Source organism: Streptomyces sp. NPDC056527 (assembly GCF_042794475.1).
GTDB lineage: Bacteria > Actinomycetota > Actinomycetes > Streptomycetales > Streptomycetaceae > Streptomyces.
The window spans coordinates 37,658-52,252 of the sequence record NZ_JBHTTQ010000015.1 but is presented as its reverse complement, the minus strand read 5'-3'; the positions used below and the strand labels follow the sequence as shown (position 1 = coordinate 52,252).

The window sequence follows — 14,595 nt, the reverse complement described above, 5'->3', positions numbered from 1 at the left end:
ATCGGTAACGTCCGCTGCTGTCCGGGAGAGACCGCCCGGTGGACGACTGTGAGGTGGAAGCGTGCAACTGACCCCGCACGAGCAGGAACGGCTGCTCATCCATGTGGCGGCGGACGTGGCCGAGAAGCGCAGAGCGCGCGGAGTGAAGCTCAACCACCCCGAGGCCGTCGCCCTGATCACCACTCACATCCTGGAAGGCGCCCGCGACGGACGCACGGTCGCGGAGCTCATGGCCTCCGGCCGCAAGGTCCTCACCCGCGACGACGTCATGGCCGGCATCCCCGAGATGATCCACGACGTCCAGGTCGAGGCGACCTTCCCCGACGGGACCAAGCTCGTCACCGTCCACGACCCGATCGTGTGACGGGGGAGCGCCGCCGATGATTCCCGGAGAGACTCTTTACGGTGAAGGTCCGGTGACCCTCAACGAGGGCCGCCCCGTGACCCGACTGACCGTCCTGAACGCCGCCGACCGGCCCGTCCAGGTCGGCTCCCACTACCACTTCGCCGAGGCCAACCCCGGCCTGGAGTTCGACCGCGCCGCCGCGCACGGGCAACGGCTGCACATCGCCGCCGGCACCGCCGTGCGCTTCGAGCCCGGCATCCCGGTCGAGGTCGAACTCGTACCGCTGCAGGGCCGTCGCGTCGTCCCCGGCCTGCGCGGCGAGACCGCGGGACCGCTCGACACCCCCGCCGCCGAGGCGGCGGGAAGGGCCGAGACGCCGGCCGTCGTCGCCGAGGAGGCGGACCATGCCTGAGCTGCACCGTGCCGTGTACGCCGACCTGTTCGGCCCCACCACCGGCGACCGCATCCGGCTCGCCGACACCGACCTGCTCGTCGAGATCGAGGAGGACCGCTCCGGCGGACCCGGCCGCGCAGGCGACGAGGCCGTCTTCGGTGGTGGCAAGGTCATCCGCGAGTCCATGGGCCAGGCCCGCACGACCCGGGCCGAAGGCGCGCCCGACACCGTCGTGACCGGCGCCGTGATCATCGACCACTGGGGCGTCGTCAAGGCCGACATCGGAATCCGCGACGGCCGGATCACCGCACTCGGCAAGGCCGGCAATCCCGACACCATGGACGGGGTCCACCCCGATCTGGTCATCGGCCCCGAGACCGAGGTGATCGTCGGCAACGGGAAGATCGTCACCGCGGGCGCCATCGACGCCCATGTCCACTTCATCTCGCCGACGGTCGTCGAGCAGGCCCTCGCCACGGGCGTCACCACCCTCGTCGGGGGCGGGACCGGACCGGCCGAGGGCACCAAGGCCACCACCGTCACGCCCGGCCCCTGGCATCTCGCCCGGATGTTCGAGGCGCTCGACACCTTCCCGGTCAACATCGGACTGCTCGGCAAGGGCAACACGATGTCCACGGCGGCCATGCACTCCCAACTCCGGGGCGGCGCGCTCGGGTTCAAGATCCACGAGGACTGGGGGGCGACCCCGGCCGTCATCGACGCCTGCCTCGGTGTCTGCGAAGAGACGGGCGCCCAACTCGCCATCCACACCGACACCCTGAACGAGGCGGGATTCGTCGGCGACACCCTCGCCGCGATCGCGGGACGCACCGTCCACGCGTACCACACCGAGGGCGCCGGAGGCGGGCACGCCCCCGACATCATCACCGTCGTGTCCGAGCCGTACATACTGCCCAGCTCGACCAACCCGACCCGGCCGCACACCGTCAACACCATCGAGGAACACCTCGACATGCTGATGGTCTGCCACCACCTCAATCCGGCCGTCCCCGAGGACCTCGCCTTCGCCGAGTCCCGCATCCGCCCCTCGACCATCGCCGCCGAGGACGTGCTGCACGACCTCGGCGCCATCTCGATCATCTCCTCGGACTCGCAGGCCATGGGGCGTATCGGCGAGGTGATCATGCGCACCTGGCAGACCGCGCACGTGATGAAGAAGCGCCGGGGAGCCCTCCCCGGCGACGGCCGCGCCGACAACCACCGGGCCCGCCGCTATGTCGCCAAGTACACGATCAACCCGGCCGTCGCCCAGGGGATGGACCACCTCGTCGGCTCGGTCGAGCCCGGCAAGCTCGCGGACCTCGTGCTCTGGGATCCGGCGTTCTTCGGTGTGAAGCCGCAGACCGTGCTCAAGGGCGGCCAGATCGCCTACGCGCAGATGGGCGACGCCAACGCCTCCATCCCCACCCCGCAACCCGTGCTGCCCCGCCCGATGTTCGGGGCGCTGGGGAAGGCCGCGGCGGCCGGCTCCTTCAACTTCGTCGCCCAGGCGGCGATCGAGGACGACATCGCCCAACGGGTGGGCGTGAACAAGGAGTTCACGGCCATCGGCAGCACCCGGCGCGTGACCAAGGCGGACATGCGCGAGAACGACGCGCTGCCCCGGGTCGAGGTCGACGCCGACACCTTCACGGTCACGATCGACGGCGAACCGGTCGAGCCCGCGCCCGCCGCGGAACTGCCCATGGCCCAGCGCTACTTCCTCTTCTGATGACGAGTCGCGCAGCCCTCCTCGTGCTCGCCGACGGGCGCTTCCCCGCCGGCGGGCACGCCCACTCCGGCGGGGCCGAGGCCGCCGTCAAGGCCGGCCGGATCACGGACGCGGCGAGCCTCGCCGCGTTCTGCCACGGCCGGCTCCGCACCAGCGGGCTCACCGCGGCGGCCCTCGCCGCCGCCGCCGCGCTCGGCCACGACAAGTACGCCCTCGACACGGCCGCCGACGCCCGCACCCCCTCGCCCGCCCTGCGCGCCGCCGCCCGCAAGCTCGGCCGGCAGATGATGCGGGCGGCCCGGGCCACCTGGCCCTGCCCCGAACTCGACTCGCTCGCCGCCGCGTTCCCGCGCGGCGCCCACCAGCCCGTCGTCCTCGGCGTCGCCGCCCGCGCCGCCGGGCTCGGCCCGGAGGACGCCGCGCACTGCGTCGCGTACGAGGCCGTCAGCGGCCCCGCCACCGCCACGGTCCGGCTGCTGAGCCTGGACCCCTTCCAGGCCACCGCCGTCCTCGCCCGCCTCGCCCCCGTCATGGACCTGGTCGCCGAGGAGGCCGCCGCAGCCGCCCGGCAGGGCGTCGACGCCCTGCCCGCCGCCTCCGCGCCCCTCCTCGACATCACCGCCGAGCAGCACGCGTCCTGGCCCGTCCGTCTCTTCGCATCCTGAGAACCACTGGAGCCGCCCCATGCACCTCGACCACTCCCAGGACCACCTCGGCGCCGTCTCCGCCGACGCCCACCGCCCCGACGGCACCCGGCGCGCGCTGCGGATCGGACTCGGCGGACCCGTCGGCTCGGGCAAGACCGCGACCGTCGCCGCGCTCTGCCGGGCCCTGCGCGACCAGCTCTCCATCGCCGTGGTCACCAACGACATCTACACCCGCGAGGACGCCGAGTTCCTGCTCCGCAACGCGGTCCTGCCCCCCGAGCGCATCCAGGCCGTCGAGACCGGCGCCTGCCCGCACACCGCGATCCGCGACGACATCTCCGCCAACCTCGAAGCCGTCGAGGAGCTGGAGGACACCGTGGGCCCGCTCGATCTGATCCTGGTCGAGTCCGGCGGCGACAACCTCACCGCCACCTTCTCCAAGGGCCTCGTCGACGCCCAGATCTTCGTCATCGACGTCGCGGGCGGCGACGACATCCCCCGCAAGGGCGGCCCCGGCGTCACCACCGCCGACCTGCTGGTCGTCAACAAGACCGACCTCGCCCCGTACGTCGGCTCCGATCTGGAGCGGATGGCCCGCGACGCGAAGGAGCAGCGCGGCGAGCTGCCCGTCGCCTTCACCTCGCTCACCGGCGAGCAAGGGGTCGGCCCCGTGGCCGAGTGGGTCCGCGGGCGACTCGCCGCCTGGACCGCGACCGCCGCCGCATGAGCCTGAGCGCCACCGCCAGGATCGTCGCCGACGCCGACGGCGGACTGCCGATCCTGGAGAGCGACGGGCCCCTCGCCGTCCGCCGCACCCGCACCACCGGCCCGTACACGCGCGTCACCGTCGTCGGCGCGATGAGCGCGCCGCTCGGCGGTGACCGGCTCGCGATCGAGACGGACGTACGGGACGGGGCACGGCTCCTGGTCGACTCGGCCGCCGCGACCGTGGCCCTCCCCGGCCGCGCGGCCGAACCCGCCGCGTACGACATCAGGATCACCGTCGGCGACGACGCCGTGCTGCGCTGGCTGCCCGAACAGCTCGTCTCCGCGTACGGTTCCGACCTGCGGATGCGGACCACCGTCGAACTCGCCCCCACCGCACGGCTCGTGCTCCGCGAGGAGCAGATCCTCGGCCGCCACGGCGAGGAGCCCGGCACGCTCGTCACCCGCCTCACCGTCCGCCGCGCCGGACGGCCCCTGCTCGACCAGGAGTTGGCGTACGGACCCGGCGCCGGCGGCGGCTGGGACAGCGGCGCCGTCCTCGCCAGGCACCGTGCGACCGGACAACTCCTCGTCGTCGACCCCGAGTTCGAGGACAAGCCGGTCGAGCCCCGTGCGCTCGCCGGGAACGCCGTCCTCGCCCCGCTCGCCGGACCCGCCGCCCTCGTCACCGTCGTCGCCGACGACGCCCTCCGACTGCGCCGGACCCTCGACGAGGCGCTGGGCATCCTCGCGCCGCCCTGAGTTCACCGCTCAGCGGTACACCGGTCTCCGGTTATTGGTTCGGCAAAGAAACAGGTGTACGCCCTTTTGCCGTGCACTGGTGGAACGAAAGGATCCCCCGGACAGACCGACATCACGGCGCCGCCACGGGGGCGGCGCCGAAGAGGGGGAGGCATCACGTGAGACGCACAGCAGTGCTCGGCTCGGCCGGCACTCTGATAGCGGGCACGCTCATGGCGGGCGCACTGGCAGCGCCGGCCGCCACGGCCGACAGCCGCCACCGGCCGGACAGCGAGGCGCGCGGCGTCGCCCTGGCCGCCGAGCGGGCGGCCGAGCAGGGCATCGACTGGCAGGACTGTCCGGCCGACTGGGGCCTGGAGAAGCCCATCACCTGCGGCTGGGTCACCGTCCCGGTCGACTACAGCCGGCCGAACGGCAAGCAGATCAAGATCGCCGTCGACCGCATCGGCGCCACCGGCACGCCCGCCGAGCGCCAGGGCGCGCTGCTCTACAACCCGGGCGGCCCCGGCGGCTCCGGCCTGCGCTTCCCGCGCCGGGTCACCACCAAGGCCCCGCTCTGGGTGAACACCGCCAAGGCGTACGACTTCGTGGGCTTCGACCCGCGCGGGGTCGGCCACTCGGCGCCCATCTCCTGCGTCGACCCGGCCGAGTTCGTCAAGGGCCCCAAGCCCGACCCGGTCCCCGACAGCGAGGCCGACAAGCGCGCGCAGCGCAAGCTCGCCGCCGAGTACGCCGACGGCTGCGCCGAGAAGAGCGGCGACATCCTGCCGTACATCAACACCCTCAACACCGCCCGCGACCTCGACGTCATCAGGGCCGCGCTCGGCGAGAAGAAGCTCAACTTCGTCGGCGTCTCCTACGGCACCTACCTCGGCGCCGTCTACGGCACGCTCTTCCCGACGCACGTCCGCCGCATGGTGCTCGACAGCGTCGTCAACCCGTCGACGCGCAAGATCTGGTACGAGGTCAACCTCGACCAGGACATCGCCTTCGAGGGCCGGCTCAAGGACTGGATGACCTGGGTCGCCCAGCACGACGCCACCTTCCACCTCGGCGACACCTACACCGAGGTCCGGCAGCAGTGGGAGACCCTGCGCGCCGACGCCAAGAAGAAGCCCCTCGGCGGCAAGGTCGGCCCGGCCGAGCTCATCGGCTTCTTCCAGAACGCGCCGTACTACGACTCCATGTGGGTGCCGGTCGCCAAGGCCTGGAGCGCGTACGCCGCCGGTGACCCGCAGCCGCTGATCGACTCGGCGGCCTCCGACCCCACCGACACGGCCGGCAACGCCGCCTCCGAGAACGGCAACGCCGTCTACACCGCCGTGGAGTGCGCCGACGCCCCCTGGCCGACCAGCTGGAAGAAGTGGGACCGCGACAACAGCCGGCTCCACGAGCAGTACCCGTTCATGACCTGGTCCAACGCCTGGATGAACCTGCCCTGCGCCACCTGGTCCACCCCGCGCCAGCGCCCGACCGAGGTGCGGACCGGCAAGGGCCTGCCGCCGGTGCTCATCGCCCAGTCCGAGCGCGACGCGGCCACGCCGTACGCCGGAGCGCTCGAACTGCACAAGCGGTTCAAGGGCTCGCGCCTGATCACCGAGAGGGACGCCGGCTCGCACGGCATCACCAACCTCACCAACCCCTGCCTGAACACCCGGGTGGAGGCATACCTGCTGTCGGGCAAGCTCGACAGCAAGGACGTGACCTGCGGACCGCACGCCACGCCCCAGCCGTAGTCACCGTATGACCCTTCGAGGGGCGGCCGTCGCGCGACGGCCGCCCCTCGTTCACGCGCGGGCGGCGAGCCAGGCGTCCTCGGCGGCGTAGTCGAAGAAGTCCACCTGGTACTTCACCAGTCCGGGGAACGCCTCCCGCCAGTCCCGCACGGCGAGTTGCCCGGCCAGCCACTCGACCGTCGCCGGCAGGGACTCCTCGTACGACACCAGCGGCCGGTACCCCAGCTCCCGCTCCGCCGCGGTCATGTCGTAGACGACCGGACGCGGCGCCGTCCACGGGGTGAGCCCCACCGTGCCCTCCGGCGGCCCCTCGAAGAGGACCGTCTCACTCTCGACACCCAGCACCGCGTCGATCGCCCGCCCGATCTCCGCCACCGTCGGCGCCTGCGGATCCGCGCCGTTCAGCACCCGGCTGCCCGGGTTCGCCGCCGCCAGTCGGATCAACTCCCCGAGATTGTCCGCGTGGACGGGGTGGAACCGTGACGCGCCGTCGTACGAGAGGACGCGCACCGGCCGCCCGTCGAGTGCCCGCTTGACGAACCACAGCTCGCGCGGCCCCGGGCTGTGCAGCCCATGGATCGCCCCCGCCCGCACCACCGTCGTCGGCAGCGTCTCGCCCGCCGCGAGCAGCTCCCGCTCCAGGGCGACCTTCCTCGTGCCGTACGACCCGTCACCCGGGGAGACCGTCCGCCAGGACTCCGGAATCGGCACCGGGTAGGCGGGGAAGCCGTCCGGCTCGTCCTGGGTGTCGAAGCTGCGGCCTCGCTCGTCCTCGTAGACCGCGCCGCTGGAGATCACCACCGCCGAGCCGATCCGGTCGGCGAGCCCGGTCACCTGCCGTCCGTGCGCGCCGTCGTAGGCGACGATGTCCACCAGAACGTCACAGCCGTCGCCGAGCGCCGCGGCGAGCGCGCCCTCCTCGTTCCGGTCCACCGCCACCGAACGGACCTCCGTCGGCCACGTCCCGTCCCGGCCGCCGCGCCGCGTGGCCGCCGTCACCTCCCAGCCGTCCGCGACGAGCGCCCGCACGGCCGCCCGCCCCACCTGTCCTGTCGCTCCGAGTACGCACGCGTGTCCCTTGGCCATGGCGCGACGGTAGAGCGGCCGCGTTCGCCGTTCCAGGGCCTTTCGCCGTGCGCGGATCCGCCGTCAGCGTCCGCGACGCGGGAACTTTCGCGGAGCCTTGGCGTTCGCCGCCTTCGACTGCTCCTCCGCCGCCTTCACCTTGGCGGCGTAGTCGTCGACGTACTCCTGACCGGACAGCGCCAGGATCTCGTACATGATCTCGTCCGTCACCGCGCGGACCGCCGCCTTCTCGCCCTCCATGCCCGCGTACCGCGAGAAGTCCAGCGGCTCCCCGAACCGGATGGTGACCCGCCTGACCTTGGGCACGACCTGGCCGGGCGGCTGGATCTCGAAGGTGCCCACCATCGCGCAGGGGATCACCGGCACGCCGGCCGTGATCGCCATGACCGCGACCCCGACCTTGCCCTTGTAGAGCCTGCCGTCGTGCGAGCGGGTCCCTTCAGGGTAGATCCCGAGCAGCTCGCCCTTGGACAGCACCCCGAGCCCCTCACGGATCGCCGCCTTCCCGGCCTCCTTGCCGGAGCGGTCCACCGGGATCTGCCCGGCGCTGCGGAAGAACGCCGCGGTCAGCCGGCCCTTGAGCCCCGGCCCGGTGAAGTACTCCTGCTTGGCGAGGAAGGTGATCCGCCGCCTGAGCACCACGGGCATGAGGAAGTGGTCGGAGAACGACAGATGATTGCCCGCGACGATCGCCGCGCCCTCCTCAGGGATGTGTTCCAGGCCCTCGATACGAGGCCGGAACAGCAGCCTCAGCAGCGGCCCGAGCAGAACGTACTTCATCAGCTGGTAGAACACCGGCGGCCCCCGTCTCCGTTGAGCATCGCCTATTTGTAACCACTCACGCGAGCGGGGTCCACACTGGAGACGGAGAGTGGACCTTATGGCTGCCGCACACCGACGCGTACGGCCCGGCGCAGCCGTCACCGTGCTCCTGTGCGCGGTGATGACCGCCGGGCTGTACGGCTGCGCCGACTCCGGCACCCCCGAGCCCACGCCGACCCCGCCCCCGACCCCGCCGACCACTCCCGTCCCCACCCAGGAGACGCGGTCGCCCTTCACCGGACTGCCGGCCCGCCCCGCGCCGGTGCTCGCCGTCAAGATCGACAACGTGCCCCCGGCCCGCCCGCACACCGGTCTCGGCGCGGCCGAGCTCGTCTACGTCGAGCAGGTGGAGGGCGGCCAGACCCGGCTGCTCGCGGTCTACTCCTCCGATCTCCCGGACCGGATCGGCCCCGTCCGCAGTGCCCGCGAGTCCGACATCGAGCTGCTGCGCCAGTTCGGCAGGCCCGCGCTCGCCTACTCCGGCTCACAGGCCGCCCTGAAGCCTCTTCTGCAGGCCGCCCCGCTCTACCCGGTGCCCCCGGAGGACGCCCCCGGCGCCTATCTGCGCGGCGGCGGCCGACCGGCGCCCCACAATTTGTACGTCCTGCCCGGGCGCGCGCTCGCCGCCGCTCCGAAGGCCGAGGACGCCAAGGACATCGGCTTCCGCTTCGGCCCCGCCCCCGCGGGCGGGGAGCAGGTCAACGAACGCACCGTGCGCTTCCCGGCCTCCCGCTACACCTTCACCTGGAACGCGGCCGAGAAGAGCTGGCGGGTGTCGATGGACGGCAGCCCCGCACGCACCACCGACGAGGGCCCGGTGACGGCGACCACCGTGGTGGTGCAGCACGTGACCATACGGTCCTCGCGGTTCCATGACGTCCTCGGCAGCGTCTCGCCCTACACCGAGACCGTCGGCAGCGGCACCGCCGTCGTCCTGCGCGACGGCAGGGCCCATGACGCGCGCTGGAGCCGCCCCGCGGCCGAGAACGGAACGAGCTTCACCACCCCGGACGGGACACCCCTGAACTTCGCCCCCGGCCACACCTGGATCGTCCTCGCCCCGCGCTGACTCTCCCGCGCGGGATCGAGCACCCTGTGTGACCTCAGGGCTGAGGGCCGGGCCTGGTCGTACGGCGGCGACGGGCGCCCGCGGGGGCGGAGCTGTCCGCCGCCGCCATGCCGATGGTGACCACGCCGAGCACGATCCAGCCGAACCAGAGCCAACCGCTGCTGCCGAGCGCCACCGTGTACGCCGTCGTCAGCACCAGGGCCGCGACGGTGATCACGCACATCGCCTTCGTGGGACCGGACATCTGTCCGCCTCCTCCCGACGGGGCCGTCACCCTCATCGTGACCCCTGAGGCGGGCGAAGCGCTACTCCCGCGGCACCCCCACGTCGGACCGGTGTCAGTCCCCGGTCCCGACCCGCTGTCCTCGGGTGCGGAGCGAGGCGAGATACGCGTTGTACGCCTCCAGCTCCTTGTCCCCGTCACGGTCGGCGGCCCGGTCCTTGCGGACGGCCTGCCGCTGCTCGGAGTGGTACCACTGGTACACCAGCGCGATCAGCACCAGCACCGACGGGATCTCGCTGAACGCCCAGGCGATACCACCGGCCGCGTTCTGGTCGGCGAGCGCGTCGATCCCCAGCGAGGCCGGCGGATTCTCGTACGCCTTGATCATCGGCTGGCTCGCCATCATCAGGGCGATACCGAAGAAGGCGTGGAACGGCATGCCCGCGAAGAGCTCCAGCATCCGCATCACGTACCCCGGGCGGTGGGGACCCGGGTCGACGCCCATGATCGGCCAGAAGAAGACCAGACCGACGGCGAGGAAGTGCACCATCATCGCGATGTGCCCGATCTTCGAGCCCATCAGCGTGTCGAAGATCGGGGTGAAGTAGAAGCCGTACAGGCTCGCGATGAAGAGCGGGATCGTGAACGCGGGGTGCGTGACGATCTTCATGTAGCGGCTGTGGAGCAGCTTCAGGAGCAGCTCGCGCGGGCCCTTGTCGCCCCGGGCCGCGACCGGCAGCGCCCGCAGTGCCAGCGTGACCGGCGCACCGAGCAGGATCAGGATCGGCGAGAGCATCGAGATGACCATGTGCTGCACCATGTGCACGCTGAACATGACCATGCCGTAGTCGTTCAGCTTGGTGCACATCATCAGCGCGACGGTCAGCACGCCCAGCGTGAACAGGATCGTCCGGCTGACGGGCCAGGTGTCACCGCGCCGGCGCAGCCGCGCCACACCCCATCCGTACAGCGCGAGTCCCACGACGCTGCCGATGAGGAAGAACAGGTCCGGCGAGAACTCGAGCCCCCGTCCCAGCGTGAACGGCGGCAGATCCATGGTCATGCCGTGCCCGCTGTGATCCATGTGTGTACTCCTGGAGCCCGATTCGCGCTTGTTGTCCGCACCAGACTAGAACCGCCCCCGTTCGCGGATGCGACCGGGGGCGGTTCGTGGTGTGGGTGAGGCGGTCAGAGCACGCACTCGGCCTCTGCGTACCGCTCGGCCGGGACCGTCTTGAGGGTCTCCACCGCCTGGGCCAGCGGAACCATCGTGATCTCCGTGCCGCGCAGCGCGGTCAGCATCCCGAACTCGCCGCGGTGCGCCGCCTCCACCGCGTGCCAGCCGAAGCGGGTGGCGAGGACACGGTCGTACGCGGTCGGCGTGCCGCCGCGCTGGACGTGACCGAGTATCACCGGGCGGGCCTCCTTGCCGAGGCGGCGCTCCAGCTCGACCGAGAGCTGGTTGGCGACTCCGGTGAAGCGCTCGTGACCGTACTGGTCCTTGGCGCCGACCTCGAAGCTCATCGAGCCCTCGCGCGGCTTCGCTCCCTCGGCGACCACCACGATCGCGAAGCGCTTGCCGGCCTCGAAGCGCTCGCCGACCCGGGCGGTCAGCTCGTCGATGTCGAAGGGGCGCTCGGGCACGACGATGGCGTGCGCGCCCGCGGCCATGCCCGAGTGCAGGGCGATCCAGCCGGTGTGCCGGCCCATGACCTCGACGATCAGGACGCGCTGGTGGGACTCGGCGGTGGTCTTCAGCCGGTCCAGGGCCTCGGTCGCGACGCCGACGGCGGTGTCGAAGCCGAAGGTGACGTCGGTCGAGGAGATGTCGTTGTCGATGGTCTTCGGCACGCCGACGATCGGCAGCCCGGCCTGGGACAGCAGGTTGGCGGCCTTCAGGGTGCCCTCACCGCCGATCGGGATGATCGCGTCGAGGCCGAGTTCGGCGACATGGCCCTTGGCGCGCTCGACGCCGTCGACGAGGTGCGCGGGCTGGACCCGGGAGGAGCCGAGGATGGTGCCGCCGCGGGCCAGGATGCCGCCCACCGCGTCGAGGTCGAGCTTGCGGTAGTCGGCCTCCAGCAGGCCCTTCCAGCCGTCGTGGAAGCCGATGACCTCGTCACCGTGGTCGACGACGGCGCGGTGCACGACGGAACGGATGACGGCGTTCAGACCGGGGCAGTCGCCGCCGGAGGTGAGCACACCAATGCGCATAGCCCGAATACCTTTGCAACGTGGGCCGACTTCCGGACCACGTCGTCCGGTTGGATCCCCGCCACCCTATCGGTGCCGAGTGGCGGGGCCGAACCGGATGTCCGCAGTTTGGACACCGTATTTACTTACGAATCCAATGGGCGTAAGGGCGCTCAGACGTGCACCGCGGCGGACGGTCAGGCAGGCTGCGTCGCGGCCGCGATCCGCTCGGCGCGCAGTGCCTCGTACCACCGGTCGTCGGTCGGCGGCAGCGCGTTCACATCGAGGGCCAGCTTCAGGAGCAGGTCCGCGATCTGCGGGTTGCGTGCCATGACCGGGCCGTGCATGTACGTGCCGAACACCGTGTCGTTGTACGCGCCCTCGGTACCGTCGCCCGTGCCGTTGCCCTTGCCCAGGACGGTCCGCGCGAACGGCCGGGCCGTCGGGCCGAGATGGGTGATGCCCTGGTGGTTCTCGAACCCGGTGAGCTGGGGGAGACCGAGGCGCGGGTCGATGTCCGCGAGGACGTCGCCGACGCACCGCTCGCCCTCGCCGCGGGTGGAGATGACGTCGATCAGGCCGAGGCCGGGCTCGCGCTCGCCGAGGTCGTTGATGAACTCGTGGCCCAGGATCTGGTAGCCGGCGCAGACCGAGAAGATGATCGCGCCGTTGGACGCCGCACGCTCCAGGCCGCCGTCGCGGCGCAGCCGCTCGGCCGCGAGCCGCTGCGGCCGGTCCTCGCCTCCGCCGATCAGGTAGATGTCGCCGGAGGTCGGGATCGGCTGGTCGCTGCGGACGTCGACGCGCTGGACGTCCAGACCGCGCTGGCGGGCGCGGCGCTCGACGACGAGGGCGTTGCCCTGGTCGCCGTACGTGCTGAGCAGGTCCGGGTAGACCCAGACCAGGCGCAGGCTGCTGTCACTCATGCTGCATGTCCTCTACGGGTCAGTTGCCGACGCGGCGGCGGACGTCCTGGAAGGCGGTGTAGTTGGCGATCAGCTCGATCTGCCCGGGCGGGGCGTGCCGGACCGCCTCGTCGAGCGTCTCGCACACGCGGAACTCCACACCCGCGACCTCCAGGCGGACCGCCAGGTCCAGCTTGCGGTCGCCGATGACCATGATCGGGTGGCCGGCGAGCCGCCCGTAGTCCACGTCCCAGAGCCAGGAGGTGTCCGTGCCGTCGGCGCCGCGCGCGTTGACGGAGAGGATGACCGGGGTCGGCGGCTGGTCGATGAGGGAAAACGTTTCGAGCCACCCTGCCGGGTTCTTCGCGAGCAGCAGGCGCAGCTCACGGCCCTGGAAGGAGACCACGTCGTAGCGGCCGGCCACGGCCTGCACCTGGTACATCCGCTCCAGGGCGACCTGCGGCGGCACACCGAAGACGGCGGCGACGGCCGCGGAGGTCGCGGCGTTGGCCTTGTTGGCGCGGCCGGGCAGCTGGAGGTGGATCGGCCAGGCCGAACCGTGCGGGTCGAGCACATGGTCGCCGTTGAGCGCCCAACTCGGCGCCGGACGGCGGAAGCCGCACTCACCGCAGAACCAGTCGTCGCCCGGACGCTGCATCACACCGCCGCAGGCGGGGCACGACCAGGCGTCGTCCTTCCACTCCTGGCCGGCGGCGACCCACACCACGTTGGGGGAGGAGGAGGCGGCCCACACGATCAGCGGGTCGTCGGCGTTGGCGATGACCACGGCCTTCGTACCGCTCAGGCCCTCGCGCCACTTCTCGGCGAGCATCCGGGTCTCGGCGGCGCGGTCCAGCTGGTCGCGGGAGAGGTTGAGCAGCGCGATCGCCTTGGGCGTGGTGTCGCGGGCGACTCCGGCCAGGTACTTCTCGTCGACCTCGATGACGCCGTACTTGGCGTCCGAGCCACCCGCCAGCGCCGAGGTGATGCCCGCGGGCATGTTGGCGCCCAGCGCGTTGGAGACGACGGGGCCGCTGGCCCGCAGGGCCTCGGCGATCAGCCGGGTCGTGGTGGTCTTGCCGTTGGTCGCGGACACCAGGACGACGTCCAGATGCTGCGCGAGCCGACCCAGCAGGTCCGGGTCGAGCTTCAGCGCCACCTTGCCGCCGATGACCGATCCACTGCCGCGTCCTGCTGCGCGCGACACCGCGGCCGCGGCCTTGCCCGCCGTCACGGCCAGCTTGGCGCGCGGCGACAGCGGCTCTGGATTACCGGGGTGTCCTGACATCTTTCTTGTTCCTCCTTGCGTCGGTCCGGGCTCAGCCTATCGAGATCGGCCCGGCGACCCGAACTGCGGCACCCCTGGGACACTCGCCGAAACGACGAGGTCAACGCGGACCGTACCCTTACGTCCATGCGAAACCGGCCGATCCCCGGCAGTTCCGGCCGCGTCCGAGGCATGACCTTGCTCGGCGACCCGGTGCTGCACACCCCCTGTGAACCCGTCAGCGACTTCGGCCCGGAGCTCGCCCGGCTGGTCGAGGACATGTTCGCCACGATGTACGCGGCCAACGGCGTGGGCCTCGCGGCGAACCAGGTGGGAGTGGGGCTGCGGGTCTTCGTGTACGACTGCCCGGACGACGAGGACGTGCGCCACCTCGGGCATCTGGTGAACCCGCGCCTGGTGGAGGCGGACGGCGAGGTGTACAGGGGCCCTGAGGGCTGTCTGTCCCTGCCGGGCCTGGAGGCCCCGACGCCCCGCTTCGACCGCGCGGTCGTCGAGGGCGTCCTCATGGACGGCACTCCGGCCCGTGTCGAGGGCACGGGTTTCTTCGCCCGCTGCCTCCAGCACGAGACCGACCATCTGGAGGGCGGCGTCTACGCGGACCGCGTGGCGGGGTGGCGCAAGTCACGCCTGCTCCGTGCGATCCGCAAGGAGCCCTGGGGGGCTGGGGCGGACGCGCTGCGCCGCTGA

16 protein-coding genes are annotated in these 14,595 nt (G+C 71.8%); 9 read left to right on the top strand and 7 right to left on the bottom strand.

The genetic code is table 11. The features are described from left to right. The first annotated feature begins 61 nt into the window (after window positions 1-61). The 7 genes from ACFQ7Q_RS11295 to ACFQ7Q_RS11265 all read left to right on the top strand — a co-directional run bounded on the left by ACFQ7Q_RS11295 (window position 62) and on the right by ACFQ7Q_RS11265 (window position 6,322). Window positions 62-364: an urease subunit gamma gene (locus tag ACFQ7Q_RS11295; RefSeq protein ID WP_362357112.1), complete on the top strand. Its 303-nt coding sequence runs from the start codon at window positions 62-64 to the stop codon at window positions 362-364. Between the two features lie 16 nt (window positions 365-380). Continuing rightward, window positions 381-758, top strand: a complete 378-nt coding sequence (locus ACFQ7Q_RS11290; protein ID WP_383552480.1) for an urease subunit beta — start codon at window positions 381-383, stop codon at window positions 756-758. Further along, the gene (locus tag ACFQ7Q_RS11285; protein ID WP_383552477.1) at window positions 751-2,472 is read left to right on the top strand and encodes an urease subunit alpha; all 1,722 of its coding nucleotides are present in this window, start codon (window positions 751-753) and stop codon (window positions 2,470-2,472) included. The genes ACFQ7Q_RS11290 and ACFQ7Q_RS11285 overlap by 8 nt, the downstream gene beginning before the upstream one ends. Continuing rightward, window positions 2,472-3,137, top strand: coding sequence for an urease accessory protein UreF (locus tag ACFQ7Q_RS11280; protein WP_383552474.1), 666 nt, complete (start codon window positions 2,472-2,474; stop codon window positions 3,135-3,137). Before ACFQ7Q_RS11285 ends, ACFQ7Q_RS11280 begins: the two co-directional genes overlap by 1 nt. Before the next feature lie 19 nt (window positions 3,138-3,156). Beyond that, window positions 3,157-3,846, top strand: coding sequence for an urease accessory protein UreG (ureG, locus tag ACFQ7Q_RS11275; RefSeq protein WP_383552471.1), 690 nt, complete (start codon window positions 3,157-3,159; stop codon window positions 3,844-3,846). Then, entirely contained in the window at window positions 3,843-4,586 is a 744-nt protein-coding gene (locus ACFQ7Q_RS11270; RefSeq protein WP_383552468.1) for an urease accessory protein UreD, read from the top strand. The genes ureG and ACFQ7Q_RS11270 overlap by 4 nt, the downstream gene beginning before the upstream one ends. Window positions 4,587-4,744: 158 nt before the next feature. Then, window positions 4,745-6,322: an alpha/beta hydrolase gene (locus tag ACFQ7Q_RS11265; RefSeq protein ID WP_383552465.1), complete on the top strand. Its 1,578-nt coding sequence runs from the start codon at window positions 4,745-4,747 to the stop codon at window positions 6,320-6,322. Window positions 6,323-6,373: 51 nt separating this feature from the next. Here the strand turns inward: ACFQ7Q_RS11265 and ACFQ7Q_RS11260 are convergent, their stop codons facing one another. Further along, a complete protein-coding gene (locus tag ACFQ7Q_RS11260) occupies window positions 6,374-7,408 on the bottom strand; it encodes an NAD-dependent epimerase/dehydratase family protein (RefSeq protein WP_383552462.1) in 1,035 nt (344 codons plus the stop codon). Between the two features lie 63 nt (window positions 7,409-7,471). Further along, window positions 7,472-8,203 carry a lysophospholipid acyltransferase family protein gene (locus ACFQ7Q_RS11255; protein WP_383552459.1) on the bottom strand — a complete coding sequence of 244 codons (732 nt, stop codon included), beginning with the start codon at window positions 8,201-8,203 and terminating at the stop codon, window positions 7,472-7,474. An 85-nt stretch (window positions 8,204-8,288) separates the two neighbouring features. Between ACFQ7Q_RS11255 and ACFQ7Q_RS11250 the strand changes: the two genes are divergently transcribed. After that, window positions 8,289-9,299 (top strand): DUF3048 domain-containing protein, encoded by a 1,011-nt coding sequence (locus tag ACFQ7Q_RS11250; protein ID WP_383552456.1) that lies wholly within the window; start codon window positions 8,289-8,291, stop codon window positions 9,297-9,299. Between the two features lie 34 nt (window positions 9,300-9,333). Here ACFQ7Q_RS11250 and ACFQ7Q_RS11245 read toward each other — a convergent pair whose 3' ends face one another. The 5 genes from ACFQ7Q_RS11245 to ACFQ7Q_RS11225 form a co-directional block, all read right to left on the bottom strand. Then, window positions 9,334-9,543 carry a hypothetical protein gene (locus ACFQ7Q_RS11245; protein ID WP_383552453.1) on the bottom strand — a complete coding sequence of 70 codons (210 nt, stop codon included), beginning with the start codon at window positions 9,541-9,543 and terminating at the stop codon, window positions 9,334-9,336. A 94-nt stretch (window positions 9,544-9,637) separates the two neighbouring features. After that, window positions 9,638-10,606: a cytochrome c oxidase assembly protein gene (locus ACFQ7Q_RS11240; RefSeq protein ID WP_383552450.1), complete on the bottom strand. Its 969-nt coding sequence runs from the start codon at window positions 10,604-10,606 to the stop codon at window positions 9,638-9,640. Window positions 10,607-10,710: 104 nt separating this feature from the next. Then, a complete protein-coding gene (locus ACFQ7Q_RS11235; RefSeq protein WP_361858480.1) occupies window positions 10,711-11,736 on the bottom strand; it encodes a 6-phosphofructokinase in 1,026 nt (341 codons plus the stop codon). Window positions 11,737-11,912: 176 nt separating this feature from the next. After that, window positions 11,913-12,641, bottom strand: a complete 729-nt coding sequence (locus ACFQ7Q_RS11230; RefSeq protein ID WP_260227290.1) for a type 1 glutamine amidotransferase — start codon at window positions 12,639-12,641, stop codon at window positions 11,913-11,915. A gap of 19 nt (window positions 12,642-12,660) precedes the next feature. Further along, the gene (locus tag ACFQ7Q_RS11225) at window positions 12,661-13,908 is read right to left on the bottom strand and encodes a MurT ligase domain-containing protein (RefSeq protein ID WP_383552446.1); all 1,248 of its coding nucleotides are present in this window, start codon (window positions 13,906-13,908) and stop codon (window positions 12,661-12,663) included. Between the two features lie 126 nt (window positions 13,909-14,034). On the opposite strand from ACFQ7Q_RS11225, the gene def reads away from it, so the two are divergent. After that, complete coding sequence (gene def, locus ACFQ7Q_RS11220) at window positions 14,035-14,595, top strand: peptide deformylase (protein ID WP_383552443.1); 561 nt, start codon at window positions 14,035-14,037, stop codon at window positions 14,593-14,595.